This is a genomic window from Bifidobacterium sp. LCP19S3_E9 (assembly GCF_052121135.1).
Classification (GTDB): Bacteria; Actinomycetota; Actinomycetes; order Actinomycetales; family Bifidobacteriaceae; genus Bifidobacterium; species Bifidobacterium thermacidophilum.
Window position 1 is genome coordinate 14,004 of record NZ_JBQKEV010000001.1, and the last position, 16,007, is coordinate 30,010.

Genomic DNA, 16,007 nt, shown 5'->3' on the forward strand with positions numbered 1-16,007 from the left:
TCCATGTCATCAGTACATCCCTCCTCCATCACGTCGGCCGCATCGGCCACATCGACCGCGCCGGCCGCGCCGCCATCATCCCCGACCGGGGAACACGACCATGGTTCGGCCCGGCCGAGCGACGACACACTTGCGCGGGCGGCTCTCACCTATTGCACCGACAGCGCTGACGCCTTGATGTTCGCAACACTCAAAGGCGCGCCCGACGCGTGGAGTGTGCTGTCGGCGATGTATTCGAGCGCCTCATGGATGCCGGAACGCATGCAATGGCAGCGACCGATGGCAGCCAGCCGACTGGAAGAATGGTTCGTCACCGGTGCGGCGCGGTGGGGGCTGCGGGCGGATTCCCGCGCGTTGACCACCTTCCGCAAGTCCTTGGAGGGGTGGCAGACCCGTCTGCACGACCTGCTCACCAGTTTGGCAGTCATACACCACGATTTCGGGGTCAAGGAGATGCCTTGGCATGACCGGCATGATAACGGGGAAGGTGACTGTTGCCCGATGCCCCACACACTGGCCGAAGCAATCTGGTCGCATGCGACGGCGGATGGGCGGTACTGGCTGATTGGCCCGGACAGCACGCTGTGGCCCGAGCAAGTCGGCGATTTGTGTGTCCGCAAGGATTGGGCGGCGCCGCTGTGCCTGTGGGGTCTGGGACATGCTCCTGCGCTCAAGGCCTGTGACAGGCCGCTGGCCATCGTCGGTTCACGCGGTGTCAACGAATACGGGCGCACCGTCGCATACAGCCTCGGACGTCATGCTGCCGGCGACGGGCACACCGTGGTCTCTGGCGGGGCGATGGGCGCCGACGCCGCCGCCCATTGGGGAGCGATCCGGGCAAGGGAACAGTATGGGGATTCGGCCGGGCCGACCATCGCCGTATTCGCCGGCGGGCTAACCCATATCGGCCCGCGCAGCAACCAGCTGCTGTTCGACGCGATCGTAGCAAATAGGGGTGCCCTCATCAGCGAATCATTCCCCGGCACCGTGCCGCAACCCCACCGGTTCTTGCTGCGCAACCGCATTATCGCCGCGCTCGCGTCCACTGTGGTCGTGGCGCAGGCTCGCCGGCGATCAGGCGCGCTCAACACCGCCACATGGGCGACGGAACTGAACCGTGACATCTACGCCGCCCCTGGGGATATCACCACGCCAAGCAACGGCGGATGCAACCGGCTAATTGCGGACGGCAAAGCGATGCTGCTGTGCAGCTGCGAGACGGTGTCCGACATCTGTCATGCCGCCCACCGGCCTGCCACGAGCGGTGTCGCTGACCTCGCAGGCACCGCGCAGGCAGCGGAATCCGCAGAGACACACCTCGTCGAACCGCCTGACATTGAAACTGCCGGCGCGCCGTCACCCGAGGGTCATGGTCTGCGTGAGCGTCTGATCGCCATCATGCGCGCACTGCGTCGCCCGATGCCGCCAGAACGCCTCGTTGCAGCGATAGCGCAAGATGATTCGTCGGCGAGCCCGCCTCAATCCCAGGATGTCCTCGCCGAACTAGGGCTGATGGAGCTGGACGGCGTCGTCATCTGCGGGCCGGAGGGATTCAGGCTTGCCACTGGCAGCGGCTGAGATCGACTCGCGGGCCGTCCGCGCCGGCATTGCCTTGTTGACTGGCTTCGGTGAACGCCACGCCTTCGCTTTCAAGGAGCGCGCGCTGCCGGTCTGGTCCACCGAATGCGAATCCGGGAGCGAGCGAGCCATCCCTGAACACGACCCGATGACAGGGAATCACTCCGGGTTCGGGATTGGAGTGCAACGCATAGCCGACCATGCGCGCATTGCGTGGTCTGCCGGCGAGCGCGGCGACCTGCCCGTATGTGGCGACGCAACCCGCGGGAATCCGTCTGACGATGTCATACACCTGAGTATTAAACGTTTGGCCCATACCACCATTATCCGGCCGATACCCGCCGACTCGCCCCGTTGCGCCGAGAGCTGGGCGCTTCGTCCTGCCTTGTGCGAGAATCGAAGGTATGAGTCCGAAACATGTGGAACAGATGTACGATGCCCTGATTGTTGGAGCGGGTGCCGCCGGATTGTCCGCGGCGCTCGGATTGCTGCGTTCGGAACGCATCGCGCAGATGACGCAGGAGGGGCGCGCGCCGAAGATCCTGGTGGTCTCCAAGCTCCAGCCCTTACGTTCGCACACCGGTTCCGCGGAAGGCGGGATCGCAGCGAGCCTCGGCAACGTGTCCGAGGATGATTGGCATTGGCATTATTACGACACAGTCAAAGGCGGTGATTGGCTGGTCGACCAGGATGCGGCGAAGCTGCTCGCACAGGAGGCTCCCGCCACCGTCATCAATCTCGAACGTTCGGGGGTCGCGTTCTCGCGCACCGCCGACGGGCATATCGCGCAACGCAAGTTCGGCGGCCATACCGCACACTTCGGTCAACAGCCGGTGCCGCGCGCAGCCTATGCGGCGGACCGCATCGGCCATCAGATTCTGCATACCCTGTGGCAGCAGTGCATAGCGCAAGGTGTCGAGTTCGCCGAGGAATGGTATGTCACCGATCTGGTACTCGACGAGCGCCACGAGCGTGTGGAGGGCGTCGTCGCCTACGACACGCACACCGGCAAGGTGCACGCGCTGCATGCACGCAACGTGCTGCTCGCCACAGGCGGCGCCGGGCGCCTGTTCCATACCACGTCGAACTCGTGGGATCTGACCGGCGACGGCATGGCGCTCACCCTTGAAGCCGGTCTGCAGCTTGAAGACAGCGAATTCGTGCAGTTCCACCCCACCGGGCTCGCCCATACCGGCATCCTCATCTCCGAGGCGGCGCGCGCGGAAGGCGGCGTGCTGCGCAACAGCGACGGCGAAGCGTTCATGCAGCGCTATGCGCCTGGACACGCCGACCTCGCAGCGCGTGACGTGGTGAGTCGCTCCATTATGGCGGAAATCGACGCCGGCCGCGGCGTCGCCGATCCGAAGGACCCGCAGGGCCCGCGCGATTGCGTCTGGCTTGATATGACCGGCATCGACCCGGAGCATATGCACGCCGTACTCCCCCAAGTCGTGGAAACCATTGAGGATTACGCGGGCATCGATCCGACCAAGGACTATGTGCCGGTCAAACCGACCGCCCACTACACGATGGGCGGTATCCCCATCACCACTGACGGCGAAGTCTACACTTGGGCGGACGGCGCTCGGCATAAGGTCGCGGGCCTGTATGCCGCGGGTGAATGCTCCTGCGTGAGCGTCCACGGCGCGAACCGTCTCGGCGGCAACTCCCTGCTGGACGCCTGTCTGTTCGGACAGCGCGCGGGTGCTGCCGCGGCAGCGCGGATCGCCGATTCTCATGCCGTTGCGAGCCCGGATGATAATGCCGTGGCGGCAGAGGACCCGTCCCAAGACGCCGTCGAAACCACCGCGCAAACGCGCCGAACGGAGCTCGCCGGCCTGCTCAAACCGACCGGACGAGCCGGTGAAAACACAGGAAGCGAAGCGTCACCGCAGCCGCAAACCCTGCAAGACGACAACGCCTACCAGCTACTGGCAGACCTCGGCTCCGCCATGGAACGCGCACTTGCAGTCCGTTGCAATCATGACAGCATCGCCGAGGCCTTACAACTGGTGGACGAGGATTTCGCCGAGCGGGCGCGCACACTGCATACGCACAGCGACTCACCGGCGTTCAATCAGGAGGTCACCGCCATCTGGGAAGTTCGTCATCTGCTGGAACTCGCCAAGGCGATGCTGCGTGCCACGGACGCGCGGCATGAATCCCGCGGATCACTCAAACGCACCGACTACCCGGACCGCGATGACAAGCAGTACCTCGCCCACTCGATGGTCGCCAGCACAGGTACGGTCACCTGGCAGCCCGTGCATATTCTCGACATGCCTCCACAGGCACGCGAATACTAATCGGGCACCGCTCGTGGCACACTATATTCGGTTTTGACAACAGGAGGCTGGCAATGAATGGCAATGACGGGACCCGTGTCCAAGTGACGCTGCGGGTGCATCGGTTCACCCCGCGCCCCGAACGCAATCGCCCTCGCTCCGGCAGCCCGTTCGCGAAACAGGGATCTCCCTTCGGCTCGGGGACGGCACGCAGGCGTCCTCGCGGCAAACAGTGGACCCAGGACTATCTGCTCTCGGTACTACCGGACACCACAATCCTGGATTGCCTGCTTGATATCAAACGCACGCAGGATCCAAGCCTCGCGTTCCGCTATTCCTGCGGACACGGCATGTGCGGTTCGGACGCCGTCGCCATCAACGGCACCCCGACGCTGCTGTGCACGGCGAAAGTCAAGGACTGGGCGGTTGCCCAAACCGCGCAGAACACCACCGACGCCGAGGGTTTCCGCAAGACGACGGGAACGGATGCCAACCCCGCCGACAACGCCGCGTACATCTCAGGTACTTCAGGTGTCTCAGGTGCCTATGATGGCTCCCCTCTTGTCATTGAATTGTCGGCACTGCCGGGATTCCCTGTGCAACGTGACTTGATTGCCGACATCGACCCGATGATCGAGCAAATCAAGCGTCTGAAACCGTATCTGCAGGCGGACGGCAAGCTCGCCACCACGAAGGACGGCAAAATCGACGTGTTCGAATACCTGCAACGGCCGGAACAACTTGCCGCGTATGAAACGCTGAGCAACTGCATCGCGTGCGGCGTATGCGAAGGCAGCTGTCCGGTGTTCGCCGGCGGCGAAGCGTTTATCGGACCAGCCGCCCTGATTACGGCTTCACGGTTCATCAATGATTCGCGCGATACCGCGGCCGACGCGCGTATGGACGCAATCGACACCGCGGATGGCATCGCGGCATGCCAGTCGGTACGCGCCTGCTCACGTCATTGCCCGCGCGGTATTGATGTCGGCGAGGAAATCTGGCAGCTCATCGCCAAAGTCAAGGAACGCTGAGCGTCCGGGAACGCCGGGACGCGGCACATTCCGCAATCCGCATCCGGCGGCGGCACACCCCATGCCGTCACCGGCACCATCCATCTCATGGGGACAAATGTCATGGAACACACACCACAGTCACCACTCACCGCTATCTGGACCAATGTCGAAGACCACGCTCTTGAGCGTCAATCCCCCGGTCTCGCGAGAGCCAGGGCCGATGCGACCGAAGCTGGCATTCCTCAAGGGTCGGCGGCACAAGCGGAGCTGCTGCGAGCGCTCGAGCATATGGTGGGCGCGACATCCGTGATTGTGGTCGGCACCGGCGCGGTGGTGGAAACCTACCAGCTGCTTGACGGATTGGACGGGCACGGCCAGCTGACCGCCGTTGACTCGTCGGCGCAGGGCATCGCCATGATCCGCAGCCTGCTGCGCGAACTGGCCGACAGTACACAGGCATCCTTGCGGGCGGTGAGCGCCCCCGCCAAGGTGTTCCTGCCGCGGCTGAATGCGGCTGATTACCATCTCATCGTCGTGGCCGGCGATGTGGACAACTACCGTGCGACCTATGAGCAGGCTCCTCGTCTGTTGAACAAGGGCGGGATCATCGCGTTCACGGATATCCTCGCGTTCGCCGGGCAGACGGCTGACGGCGCGGCGGGTGACGGTGTGGGCATGGATGACGCGCCTGACATGAGGAAAGCCGACGCCATGCGACAGCTTCTCGCTGATGTCGAGGAGGACGAACGGTTCGAAAGCACGCTCACCCCCAGCGGCACAGGCCTGCTGCTCGCCGTCAAACGCTGAAGACGCACCGCCTGGAAGCTGCCGTGATCTGTAATTCAGACTGAACACCCCGCGCTGGACGCCGACCGGCTGAGTTGAACTGCCCGGCTGATTGTCGGCGTTGCCTGTTGCCGGTAGTCTGTTGTAGGTTATTGCCGCCGGCTAACATCGCTGCAGGTTAGTTTCCGCAATCGGCAGCAGACGTGACCTCGCGCTCCTGTACACGCCGCTCCTATACTCCACCGTCTTTCGCAGAAAGCCAAGATTACGCCATTGAAAGATCTTACGGGATTCCGGGGGCGTTATTCGCTTACCGTCTCGTCCGCCCGCTCGGCGCCGAGCGCGATACGCACGGCCTCGTCAGGGTCATCGGTGAACCGCACCAGATGCGGGTCGAGCGGCGAAATCATCCGTCGCGCCTCGACCGTGGTCGTGACCCAATCGAATAATCCGCGCCAATACGCCGTATCGAACAGGACAATCGGAATGGATTTGACTTTGTGCGTCTGTACGAGGGTGAGCAGTTCGAACATCTCATCCAAGGTGCCGAATCCGCCGGGGCAGACGATGACTCCGGACGAGTATTTCATGAACATGGTTTTACGCACGAAGAAGTAGCGGAAGCTCATGCCGAGGTTCACCCATTCGTTGAGCCCCTGCTCGCGTGGCAGTTCGATGCCGAGCCCCACCGATTTGCCGTTCATTTCGCTGGCGCCGCGGTTCGCGGCTTCCATGATGCCCGGTCCTCCCCCGGTAATCACCGCATACCCGGCCTTCGCAATGCCTCGGCCCATCGCGCGTGCCGCCTGGTAAGCGGGATCGTCTTGCGGCGTGCGGGCGGATCCGAACACGCTGATCGCCGGGCCGAGTTCGGCGAGCGCTCCGAATCCGTCGACGAACTCGGCTTGAATGCGCAACACACGCCACGGATCCATATGCAGCCAGTCGGTCGGCTGGTTGTCGCGCAGCAGATTCGCGGTCGCGCTCTCTTCGGGAATCATACGGCCACGAAGCATGACAGGGCCGGACATATACGTCATCTGCTCGTCTCCGGCCTCATGGGCTGGCTCGTGCACAGGCTGCCCATGTACGAGCTCATGTGCGGACTTGTGCCCAGTGCTGGATTGAGTGTTGTGCCCGTGACCCTCGTCACGTCCAGTCTCAGTTCTGGATTCAATCCCATTATCCGGCTCATCTCCGGTTTGCTGATGCCCGATTTGCTGGAATGGTGATACCTGCGACGGTTCCTTCCGCATGTTTGTCATGACTGCTCCTCAGTGTCCTGCGCGCGGGTGGCTCTGCCGGTACGCGCGTATCCGCTCTTCAGGGAACACCCTGCTGCTGACAATCTCCGTGCCGTCAGGCAGCAGACCCGGCTCCTCCACGGCAACTGCCGGCGTATGGGCGCCAACGGCCTCAGCGCTTGATTGTGCAAGATGCTCGTAACGCTTCGATTGCCGGCTGAGCAACACGCTCGACACCGCCGCGGCGAGCAGCGAAGCCAGCAGTACGCCAAATCGCGCTTCTGCGGACAGCTCGGCATTGGTGTAGGCAAGCGTGGCAATCAGGAACGACACAGTGAAGCCAATTCCGCATGCACAGGCCGCCGGGAACAGGTCACGAACCTTGAGCTCCTTCGGCATGCTCAGCCCGCCGAATCGCGTCGAAAGCCAAGCGGTAAGCATGATGCCAAGCGGTTTGCCGACTACGAGGGCGACCACGATGCCGACGACAACCGGGGAAACAAACAGCAGCAGCGACAGCGATCCGATATGCACGCCCGTGGCGAACAGGGCGAACACCGGCAACGCGAGAAATGCGGAGAAGGGTTGCAGTTTGTCATGATAACGTTCGGCGCGCGGTGTGGCCTCGCCGTACATCTCGCGCGACGGAGTCAGCAAGCCGACCAGTACACCCGCGAGCGTGGGATGAACGCCAGCTTCGAACATCATGACCCATGCGAGGATTCCGACAGCACCGACCGCCAGCCACGGCACACGTTTGCGGCGGACCAGCACGTACCAGATGGCGGCGCACACGGCGATGCCGACGAACCAATACCAGGCGTTGAGCGAGGAGAAGAACACGGCGATCAGAATGATGGCGAGCAAATCGTCAACCGTCGCAAGTGTCATCAGAAACGCCCTGATCGAGCCGGGCAACGCCTTGGCGAACAAGGCGAGAACCGTCAGGGAGAACGCGATATCGGTCGCGGTCGGAACCGCCCAACCGTGGGAGGCGGTACCGAATGGTACAACCGCGCCGGTTGCGATGGTCATGCTGCCGGGCGCCGGAGGGGCGAATTGCGAATACAGGCCAATCACCGCAACGAACAGGATGGGCGGAACCAGCATGCCTCCCACCGCGCACAGCATCGGGACGGCGGCGGCTTTGGGATTCGCGAGCGAGCCAGTGGTCAGCTCCTGTTTCAAATCAAGCCCGACCATGAGGAAGAAGACGGTCAGCAGGCCGTCCTGCGCCCAGTGGCTGATTGGCAGCATGAGATTAGTTCCCGGAATGCCGATGGTGTATTCGGCCACCGTTTCGAAGCCGTGCATCGTCCACGGCAGATTCGCCAACAGGAAGCCAAGCAGGGCGAATCCGAGCATAATCAAGCCGGATATCCGGTCCGAGGCGGCAATGCGCCTGATAGTCGTCCATACTCCCCTGTTGCGCTGTGTCATATCACTCCCGTCGTACCATGATGCCTGTGGCATGCGGAACACATATGCATCCATTGTAAAAAACGGTATGTGAACTGTTCCGCCCGGAGCTGACACGCCATGCCGTGTCGGATACGCGGGCGCATTAGGAGAATCGGCGTATAGGAAAAATCGTGGTGCCGATGATGTGACTGGGCGGGCCGTATGCCCGGACATGCACAATCTGACAGATGCCGCCGAATCCCAGCGTCCTCCGCGGTGTTTCCTCCGTTTGCGCGTACCCAGACATACACAATCCATAGAATGCTGCCCCCGCGCCGCCGTTTCGGCCAATCTTTCTACAAACTGTCTACGCGAACCAGCCTCTCAGCGTAACCAGATTGCGAAACAGCACAAACTGGTTACGCAAACAACTTCCCCAACACAACCGGATTCAGAAGCCATACAAACTCTCAACGCTAATGGCTCTTCCAGCGTAGACAGTTTGTGAGAGGAACCGGTTTCTGGAGTATTGGGGTTATTGGCCGGGTACACCCCCGACACTGCCTGTTTGGCCTATATTCCTCGGCCGATACCCCTACAACGCAAAAGTCCTCGGACGAATCCGAGGACTTGTTTGTGCGCCAGACAGGATTCGAACCTGCAACCTGCTGATCCGTAGTCAGCTGCTCTAATCCATTGGGCTACTGGCGCATGTGCTTTCTTCTCACTGATTTCTCAGCTCGTTTCCGGCAACTCCATTAATATACAACAGGGTTGCCAGAATGCCAACTTTCGGCGTGTCGCCTTATAACAGTAGGGCTTTCGTCCGTTCAAGCACGACGCGAGCCGGACTGTTCCCCACGATGTTCTGGACGAATAATCGCGATATCAGCCGTCGGCGCGGCATCCTCATTGCTCAAAGCTCCGGTATCGTCCGAACTACGGGAGCCACCCGCACCACCGGAACCGCCAGCGCCACCGGCCACCTGATCGTCCAGTGCAACACGAGCGTCCTCAAGGCTCTCCCCATCCGCAAGCAACACCGGTTTACCAGTCCCAGCAATCGCGTCGGCATCCACCACAACCCGGGCAACACCCTGCATCTGCGGCAAGTCATACATCGTACCCTCAAGCGCATGCTCGATGATTGAACGCAGTCCCCTGGCCCCTGTCCCCTGCCTGATGGCGGTTTCTGCAATCGCCTCAATCGCCTGAGGCGTGAAATCGAGCCGCACCCCGTCCACCAGGAACAGCTTCTGATACTGCTTGACCAACGCATTCGCCGGATCGGTGAGAATCCGCTCAAGATCCTTGCAGTCCAAGGCGTGCAGGGTCGTCACCACCGGCAGTCTGCCGATAAACTCAGGCAACAGCCCGAAGGCCTCCAAATCGTCTGCATTCGCCTGCGCCAGCAATTCATCCTGTGTAGGCTCATGGTCGTGCCATGACGCGCCGAAACCGCTCTCATGCGCGCCTACACGCTGCGCAACAATATCAGCCAGTCCGACGAACGCACCGCCGCAAATGAACAGGATATCCCGCGTGTCGATCTGGACGCTTTCCTGCTCCCGATGCTTCCGCGCACCCTCCAACGGCACGGTCGCAACCGTCCCCTCGAGGATTTTCAACAGCGCCTGTTGGACGCCCTCCCCGCTCACATCACGGGTGATGGACGTGTTCTCTCCGCTTTTACGCGCGATCTTGTCGATTTCGTCGATATAAACAATGCCGTGCCGCGCGTGTTCCAGATCTCCATCGGCCTCCTGGATAAGCCGCTGCAACACAGTTTCGACATCATCGCCGACATACCCCGCCTCGGTGAGCGTGGTCGCGTCCGCGATGACGAACGGCACATGCATGACATCGGCCAATGTCTGTGCCAAATAGGTTTTACCGACACCAGTAGGGCCGAGCATCAGGATGTTTGATTTCGCGACGCGAACATCAGCGAACGGATCTGGAGCAGCGTGTCCTTCTCCCGCGTTGTGCAAAAGTTCCAATTGCCGACGTTCCGTTCCGGCAGCGGCCTCCTGAAGCTCCATGTTGACGCGCTTGTAATGGTTGTAGACCGCCACCGACAGTGTGCGTTTCGCCTCCGTCTGACCAATGACATGCGTGTCGAGATAATGCATGATCTGCGCGGGTTTTGGCACGTCCAGCGCATTGTGCTCGGCGTCGCGACGTTCCTCATCGCCGATCATCTCAACACACAACGCGATGCATTCGTCGCAGATGGCGACCCCGGGGCCGGCGACCAGTTTGCGGACCTGACGTTCGGTTTTTCCGCAGAACGTGCACTGCCGAATATCGTCCTGATAGCTGATGACCCGGCTCATGAAACCTCCTTTGGTGCGGCCGACGCGATGCGACACATACGGCACAGCGTACCCCAGTATACGAGAATACCCCCGACGCATTGCCGCCGGGGGTATCGTCCGTCACGCTACTTGCGTGGAGAAAGCACGGCATCGACCATGCCGTACTCCTTGGCCTCTTCGGCCGTCAGGAAGGTGTCCACCTCGATGTCCTTGCGGATCTTCTCGACATCCTGGCCGGTGTGCTTGGCGAGCGTGTTCTCCAGCCATTCACGCATGCGAAGCATCTCTTTGGCTTGGATCTCAATCTCCGTGGCCTTACCGAATCCTTGGTCGATGGACGGCTGATGGATGAGCACGCGCGCATTCGGCAGAATCATGCGCTTGCCCTTGGTACCAGCAGCCAGCAGGATTGCCGCCGCGGACGCCGCCTGCCCCAGGCACACTGTCTGCACGTCGGGCTTGATATACTGCATGGTGTCGTAAATCGCGGTCATTGCAGTCATGGAACCACCCGGGGAATTGATGTACATCATCACATCGCGGTTCGGGTCCTGGCTTTCAAGCACCAGCAGCTGGGCCATGATGTCGTCCGCGGACGTGTCATCAACCTGCACACCCATGAAAATGATGCGATCCTCGAACAGCTTGGTGTACGGGTCCTGCGTCTTCATGCCGTACGGGGTGCGCTCACCAAACTGCGGCAGTACATACCGGTCCTGCGGCTGATACCCGCCGAAGCCCTGCGGGCCTGCGAGACGCTGCGCGCGCTGAACGAATCGTGCCTCTTCACTTGCCATACGTCACTCCCCCTTCACTGCGTCAGAGTTCATCGTGCCCGGCGTGGTCACGATCTTGTCGACGAAACCGTAGTCCAGCGCCTCCTGGGCGGTGAACCAATGGTCGTACTCGTTGTCGCGGTAGATTTCCTCGACTGTGTGGCCGGTCTGCTTCGCGGTCAGTTCCGAAAGCGTCTTCTTCATATCCATGATGAGTTCGGCGTTGATGCGCACATCCGTCGTCGTGCCGCCGATACCGCCGGACGGCTGGTGCATGAGCACACGGGCGTGAGAGGTGATGAAGCGCTTGCCCGGCGTACCGGAGCTCAGCAGGAACTGGCCCATGGACGCCGCCATGCCAACAGCCACGGTGGCGACATCGGGCTCAATGAGCTGCATGGTGTCGTAAATCGCCATACCGGCGGTGATGGAGCCGCCCGGCGAATTGATATACAGCCAAATGTCCTTCTTCGGATCTTCGGCCGCGAGCATGAGCATCTGGGCGCAGATGATATTCGCGTTGTCGTCCTTCACTTCCGAGCCCAACCAGATGATGCGCTCTTTGAGCAGCCGGTTGAAAATCGGGTCGGTTGGTCCTGCGGGCGCGTCATCTTCGGCCATGACGGGCAGGATTGCACTGGAATTGCTCAACCTTGTCTCCTTCGGTAAATCGTATGTCCTCAGCCTACCGCTTCGAATCGACGCCGGCCGAGGATTGCGCGGTCAGCGCATGGCATCGCCCGGGTACGCAGATGCGGCGGTCCGGATTGTCCGGGCCGCCGCATCATTCACAGCAACAAGGCCACACGCTGGCGCGCATACTTCAAGCGATTCCTCGCTCTCGACCGTGCCTCACGCACGCGTGCGTGTTGTCACTCAGCGTCCTTATCGTTGGAAAGTTCGTCCGCCACTGCGGCAGCTGCGGAAGCCGCCTCGACGCTTTCCTCTTCCTCGTTCTCCGGGGTGTCGCCGAGGAACTCGCTCAGGTCGAGCGGCTGGCCGTCAGAGGTGAAGGACACGGCGCGCATACCGGCGAGCATGCCCTTGGAACGGCCGACTTCCTGGACAGCGGAGCCGAGCTGGCCGTTGCGCACGATCGCGTTGATGAAGGCGCTCGGATCCATACCGTACTGCTGGGCGATGGAAGCAAGGAAGTTCGTGACGTCCATCTGGGAGACCTTCACGTCAAGCTTCTCGGCGAGGGTGTCAAGCACGATCTGGTCGCGAAGTTCCTTCTCGACTTCCTTCTCAGCTTCGTCCTTCTGCTCCTTGGTGGCCTTTTTGGCGTCCACACCGTTGTTCTTGAGCTGCTGCTCGAGCAGTTCGGCCTTCACGCCCTTCGGCACCGGGATGTCGAGACCGTCCTGCAACTTGGCGAGGAACGCGTCGCGAGCCTCGGTGGCCTGACGGCCCTTGGCGTCCTGCTCGGCGGCCTTGCGCACGTCGGCCTTGAGCTCGTCGAGCGTGTCGTACTCGGAGGCTTCCTGAGCGAAATCGTCGTCCAGCTCAGGCAGTTCCTCAGCCTTCACGGAGTTGACCTTCACCTTGATCTGAGCCTTCTCACCCTCATGCTCGCCGGCTTCCAGCGTGCCTTCGAAGGTGGTCTCCTCACCGGCGGACAGGCCTTCGAGAGCCTCGTCCAGACCGTCCAGCATGGTGCCGGAACCGAGCTCGTAGCTCACGCCCTCCTGGGAATCGACGGACTTGCCGTCGATCTGGGCGTCGAGGTCGATATTCGCGTAATCGCCCTTCGCAGCCGGACGATCAACGCCGACCAGCGTAGCGAAACGCTGACGCAGGGAATCAAGACGCTTGGCGATGTCTTCGTCGGTGACGGCGGCAGCCGGCACGTCGATGGTCATGCCGTCGAGCTCAGGAAGCTCAATGTCCGGGCGGCGCTCCACGGTCGCGGTGAACTTGAGCTTGGTGTCGTCCTTGGCGGAAGCCGGGACGTCCTGCACGTCAAACTCCGGCTGGGCCATCGGGCGGATCTTCTTCTCTTCGAGGGCCTTGGAGTACAGCTCCGGCACGCCCTGGTTGACGGCTTCGCCGGCGACGGCACCGAAACCGACGCGGGTGTCGATGACCTTGCCGGGCACATGGCCCTTGCGGAAGCCGGGGACGTTGATCTGCTTGCCGATTTCCTTGCGGGCTTCGTTGAGATACGGGTCGAACTCTTCCGGATCGACGGTGATGGTGAGCTTCACCTTGGTCGGCTCGAGGTTCCTAACGCTGATTTTCACGCTTGCGCTCCTGATTGACGAGTATGCATTCTTCTGCCGTATAAGGCAACCGTTACATGATAACGCGACTTACGGACGCTGCAAGCAGCCGCACCTGCCAGTCGCGCGCGCCCTGCTCAGTGAAGAAGCGGGCCACGTCACGGCGTTCTGGATGATCCGTCCAGCACAGGTTGCGCACGATCTGCGGTTTGATGATGACATCGGCCGGGGTGTGGGTGTCTTCAGCAATCTGCTGAATCATACGTCTGACCTGCTGCAGCGTGTCATAGCGGCCGGGATGGTGGATCTGCCAGTATTTCATGGAACGCGGTGCGTTGGTCTGCGCGTCATGCTGGGGCTGCGGCATGGTTGGCCACTGGCTGGCGGGCAAATCGAGCGCCTGCTGGATCGTGGTCTTCCACAACGAGGGCTTGATGGACCGCTGGATTGGCGCGTACCGTTCAAACATCTTGTCCTGCTCGCTGCCGGTATGGATACGCACCCTTTCATTGAGCGAACGAATGGCCCGGAATTCACGGTTATTGTGCGGTTTCTTACGGGCTGCCTCGATGATGGCCGAATCGGGCAGTAAAAGCGCCGGCTCGATGTCATACTGCCGGGCGAGCCGGTCGCGCTGTTCCCAAAGCGCCTTGGCGACCGCCTGGCCAAGCCGGTCATGGCTCAGAACGTTGATATGCGAGATCCGAAGCCACGGCACCGGGTGGGGTTTACGCGGCTGAAGTCCTTCGCGCAGGGCGTAGGCGAATTCCTCCCGCGCCCACTCGTCCTTACCTTGGCGCACGAGGTCACGGGACATATGGTCCATCAGCTCGGCGAGCAGCTCGACATCGAGCGCGGCATAGTTGCGCCAATCGCGCGGCAGCGGACGATATGACCAATCCGCGGCGGAGTGTTCCTTCGCGAGCGTCATTCCCAGGTAGTATTCCGTCACCGCGGACAGACCGAATCGGTGCAATCCCAGCAATCTCGCGGCGATTTCCGTATCGAACAGCCGCTGGGGGCGCATGCCGATGTCATAAAATCCGGGCAGATCCTGCATGGAATCATGGAGAATCCATGTCACATCTCCGACGGCGTCATTGAACTGCGACCAATCCGCCCCCTGCTCGGCCAATGTCACCGGGTCGAGCAAACCAATTCCCGCGCCTTCGCGTTTGAACTGAACCAGCCAGTCCTCGTGGCCGTACCGGTATCCCGAAGCGCGTTCGGCATCGGCAGCCAACGGGCCGGAGCCTTCAGACAGCAACTCACAGTAGCGCTTAAAGCCATCCAAAGTGTCGATGATGTCGGGCACGCCCGCTCTTGGTTCAGCCAACAGATGTGGTTCACCATGGAACCGTGGGTCGCCGCTGGCCGTCACCGCCCGTGATGGGCCGCCCACTCTGGTGGTATCCGTCGGTCGAACACTCACTGCGTCTGCACTCCTTGTCGTCGTACGTTCCGGTGCAGCGGGCCGCCACCCGCGCGCCGATACGACATAGTACCGTCACCGTTGACCGTAGGATGCAGCATAGGTGCCGCACGCGGCCTCAGCACCGGCAACGACATTGAATCAACGAATCAACGCTGAGCCATCGGTGCCCGGCACAGCCCTTCCATCAGCAGTCTCGACCACATGGAGATCTGGAAGCCCGCATCGACCGTGTCGAGCGCAGTACCCGGTCTGGCAGGCGGGGTCCACGACACACGGAATTCGAATCGTGACGGCACTTCGCTGTCCGCCGTGCCAAAAGACGTGTCATGACTGACTGTCACCGTGCCGGCGATGGAATCTGCGTCCGTACCGGCATCGATCAGTCGGCCTTTGACCGTCTCCCAACACCGTGTGGTGTGATGCTCTGCGAAACCGCCGTCCCACTGGTTGATTGGCATGCGGCAGAATCCCACGCAACGCCAGTGCGAGTTCCATCCGCGCGGAGGATTGTCGAAATACAGCAAAGTGATCCAGCCCCATGCCGTGTCCTCGGCAAAACGATGCAATCCCAATCCATAGGAGAAACCGCCTATATCGCGCGAACTACGATCACCACCGGCATAGGGATCAGAATCCGAAGCAACGTGCCGAGCGGCGGTCGAGGGCTGCGAATCCCCACGACCGCCAGCGGGTTCTGAGGCATCGGCAACGCAGACGATGCCCACGCCAATCCCGTAATCCGCGATGGAGTGCGGCACCGGCACCTCATGCCAATGGACGCCGGGTATCTGCGGAGTGCCATAGACCGACAACACCGCTTCCCACACCTGGTCGGGTATTCCGTCGGGGCGTCTCGGCGGGCGACGGGTATTTGACCGTCCAAAGCCGCCTGAAGAACCGCGGCCGGAAAATCCACCCGGGAATGAGAAAATCTGTGCCATGGCTACAG

General features: G+C 61.6%; 13 protein-coding genes and 1 tRNA gene. 4 read left to right on the forward strand and 10 right to left on the reverse strand.

Annotated features, from left to right (window positions below; all coding sequences use genetic code 11):
- Positions 1 to 3: 3 nt before the first annotated feature.
- Positions 4 to 1,578 carry a DNA-processing protein DprA gene (locus ACTQYB_RS00055; protein WP_441481685.1) on the forward strand — a complete coding sequence of 525 codons (1,575 nt, stop codon included), beginning with the start codon at positions 4 to 6 and terminating at the stop codon, positions 1,576 to 1,578.
- On the opposite strand, the gene ACTQYB_RS00060 is transcribed toward ACTQYB_RS00055, so the two are convergent.
- A complete protein-coding gene (locus tag ACTQYB_RS00060; protein ID WP_033505354.1) occupies positions 1,553 to 1,894 on the reverse strand; it encodes an MGMT family protein in 342 nt (113 codons plus the stop codon). The genes ACTQYB_RS00055 and ACTQYB_RS00060 overlap by 26 nt on opposite strands.
- Positions 1,895 to 1,982: 88 nt before the next feature.
- Between ACTQYB_RS00060 and ACTQYB_RS00065 the strand changes: the two genes are divergently transcribed.
- The 3 genes from ACTQYB_RS00065 (at position 1,983) to ACTQYB_RS00075 (ending at position 5,683) form a co-directional block, all read left to right on the forward strand.
- Positions 1,983 to 3,884, forward strand: coding sequence for an FAD-binding protein (locus ACTQYB_RS00065; protein WP_441481684.1), 1,902 nt, complete (start codon positions 1,983 to 1,985; stop codon positions 3,882 to 3,884).
- A 53-nt stretch (positions 3,885 to 3,937) separates the two neighbouring features.
- The gene (locus ACTQYB_RS00070) at positions 3,938 to 4,894 is read left to right on the forward strand and encodes a succinate dehydrogenase/fumarate reductase iron-sulfur subunit (RefSeq protein ID WP_441481683.1); all 957 of its coding nucleotides are present in this window, start codon (positions 3,938 to 3,940) and stop codon (positions 4,892 to 4,894) included.
- Between the two features lie 102 nt (positions 4,895 to 4,996).
- Entirely contained in the window at positions 4,997 to 5,683 is a 687-nt protein-coding gene (locus ACTQYB_RS00075) for an O-methyltransferase (protein WP_441481682.1), read from the forward strand.
- A 281-nt stretch (positions 5,684 to 5,964) separates the two neighbouring features.
- Here the strand turns inward: ACTQYB_RS00075 and ACTQYB_RS00080 are convergent, their stop codons facing one another.
- From ACTQYB_RS00080 to ACTQYB_RS00120, 9 genes are all read right to left on the reverse strand, one after another.
- A complete protein-coding gene (locus ACTQYB_RS00080) occupies positions 5,965 to 6,702 on the reverse strand; it encodes a TIGR00730 family Rossman fold protein (protein ID WP_321046643.1) in 738 nt (245 codons plus the stop codon).
- 234 nt (positions 6,703 to 6,936) lie between these two features.
- Positions 6,937 to 8,346 (reverse strand): Na+/H+ antiporter NhaA, encoded by a 1,410-nt coding sequence (locus ACTQYB_RS00085; RefSeq protein ID WP_441481681.1) that lies wholly within the window; start codon positions 8,344 to 8,346, stop codon positions 6,937 to 6,939.
- A 598-nt stretch (positions 8,347 to 8,944) separates the two neighbouring features.
- Positions 8,945 to 9,018: transfer RNA gene (locus ACTQYB_RS00090), tRNA-Arg, on the reverse strand.
- Positions 9,019 to 9,137: 119 nt separating this feature from the next.
- The gene (gene clpX, locus ACTQYB_RS00095; protein ID WP_441481680.1) at positions 9,138 to 10,643 is read right to left on the reverse strand and encodes an ATP-dependent Clp protease ATP-binding subunit ClpX; all 1,506 of its coding nucleotides are present in this window, start codon (positions 10,641 to 10,643) and stop codon (positions 9,138 to 9,140) included.
- 107 nt (positions 10,644 to 10,750) lie between these two features.
- Entirely contained in the window at positions 10,751 to 11,422 is a 672-nt protein-coding gene (locus ACTQYB_RS00100; protein ID WP_033505345.1) for an ATP-dependent Clp protease proteolytic subunit, read from the reverse strand.
- A gap of 3 nt (positions 11,423 to 11,425) precedes the next feature.
- On the reverse strand, positions 11,426 to 12,052 hold the full coding sequence (locus ACTQYB_RS00105; RefSeq protein WP_029576452.1) for an ATP-dependent Clp protease proteolytic subunit: 627 nt from the start codon (positions 12,050 to 12,052) through the stop codon (positions 11,426 to 11,428).
- A 221-nt stretch (positions 12,053 to 12,273) separates the two neighbouring features.
- Positions 12,274 to 13,644, reverse strand: coding sequence for a trigger factor (tig, locus tag ACTQYB_RS00110; protein WP_441481679.1), 1,371 nt, complete (start codon positions 13,642 to 13,644; stop codon positions 12,274 to 12,276).
- A gap of 52 nt (positions 13,645 to 13,696) precedes the next feature.
- Positions 13,697 to 14,962 carry an HRDC domain-containing protein gene (locus tag ACTQYB_RS00115; RefSeq protein ID WP_441481714.1) on the reverse strand — a complete coding sequence of 422 codons (1,266 nt, stop codon included), beginning with the start codon at positions 14,960 to 14,962 and terminating at the stop codon, positions 13,697 to 13,699.
- Positions 14,963 to 15,204: 242 nt separating this feature from the next.
- The gene (locus ACTQYB_RS00120; protein ID WP_441481678.1) at positions 15,205 to 15,999 is read right to left on the reverse strand and encodes a DUF3000 family protein; all 795 of its coding nucleotides are present in this window, start codon (positions 15,997 to 15,999) and stop codon (positions 15,205 to 15,207) included.
- Between the last annotated feature and the right edge of the window lie 8 nt (positions 16,000 to 16,007).